General features: G+C 79.2%; 1 protein-coding gene. It reads left to right on the top strand.

Annotated elements, in window-relative coordinates; genetic code table 11:
- The coding region (locus OZN99_RS33110; RefSeq protein ID WP_408612006.1) for a hypothetical protein at window positions 1-612 on the top strand (612 nt) is incomplete at both ends.

A 612-nucleotide genomic window follows, 5' to 3' on the forward strand; every position in this document is an offset into this window, starting at 1 on the left:
CGCCACGCTGCGCGGCGACCCCGGTGGCGCACTGTCGCGCCTGGCCGGGCTCGGCGACCGCCCGCTCGCGCTCGACCTCACGCTGGACGGGCCGGCGGAGCGTGCGGATGTCACGCTTTCGGCTGCGGCCGGGCCGGGACTGGAGGCGCAGGTGAGCGGCACCGTCTCCGCGCCGGACACCCAGCGCCTGGGCGCGACGCTGGAGGGCCGCGTGGATGCCTCCGGCCTGGTGGAAGGCCCCCTCGCCCGCCTCGCCGGCCCTGTCGCGCTGCGCCTGGATGCGGGGCGGATGGCGGACGGGCTGGTAGACCTTCGCGCGCTGCGGCTGGCCGGCGATGCCGGCGTGGTGGAGGCGGAGGGCCGGCTGGACCTGGAGGGAACGCGCTCCGCGCTGCGCCTGCGCGCCGCGCTCCCGGCTTCCACTGCCTACGCCGGCCTGATCCCCGACGACATCGCCGGCTGGGACGCGCTGCAGGCCGAGGGCGAGGTCAGCGGCGCGCTCGCCGCGCCGCGCGTGGCGCTCACGGTGGAGCCGACGGGGTTCCGCTCCTCCGTCGCGGCGCTGGCGGCGCTGCTCGGGCCGACGCCGCGGCTGGTGCTGCGCGGTGCGGC

Source organism: Falsiroseomonas oryzae (assembly GCF_027856955.1).
GTDB classification, from domain to species: Bacteria; Pseudomonadota; Alphaproteobacteria; order Acetobacterales; family Acetobacteraceae; genus Falsiroseomonas; species Falsiroseomonas oryzae.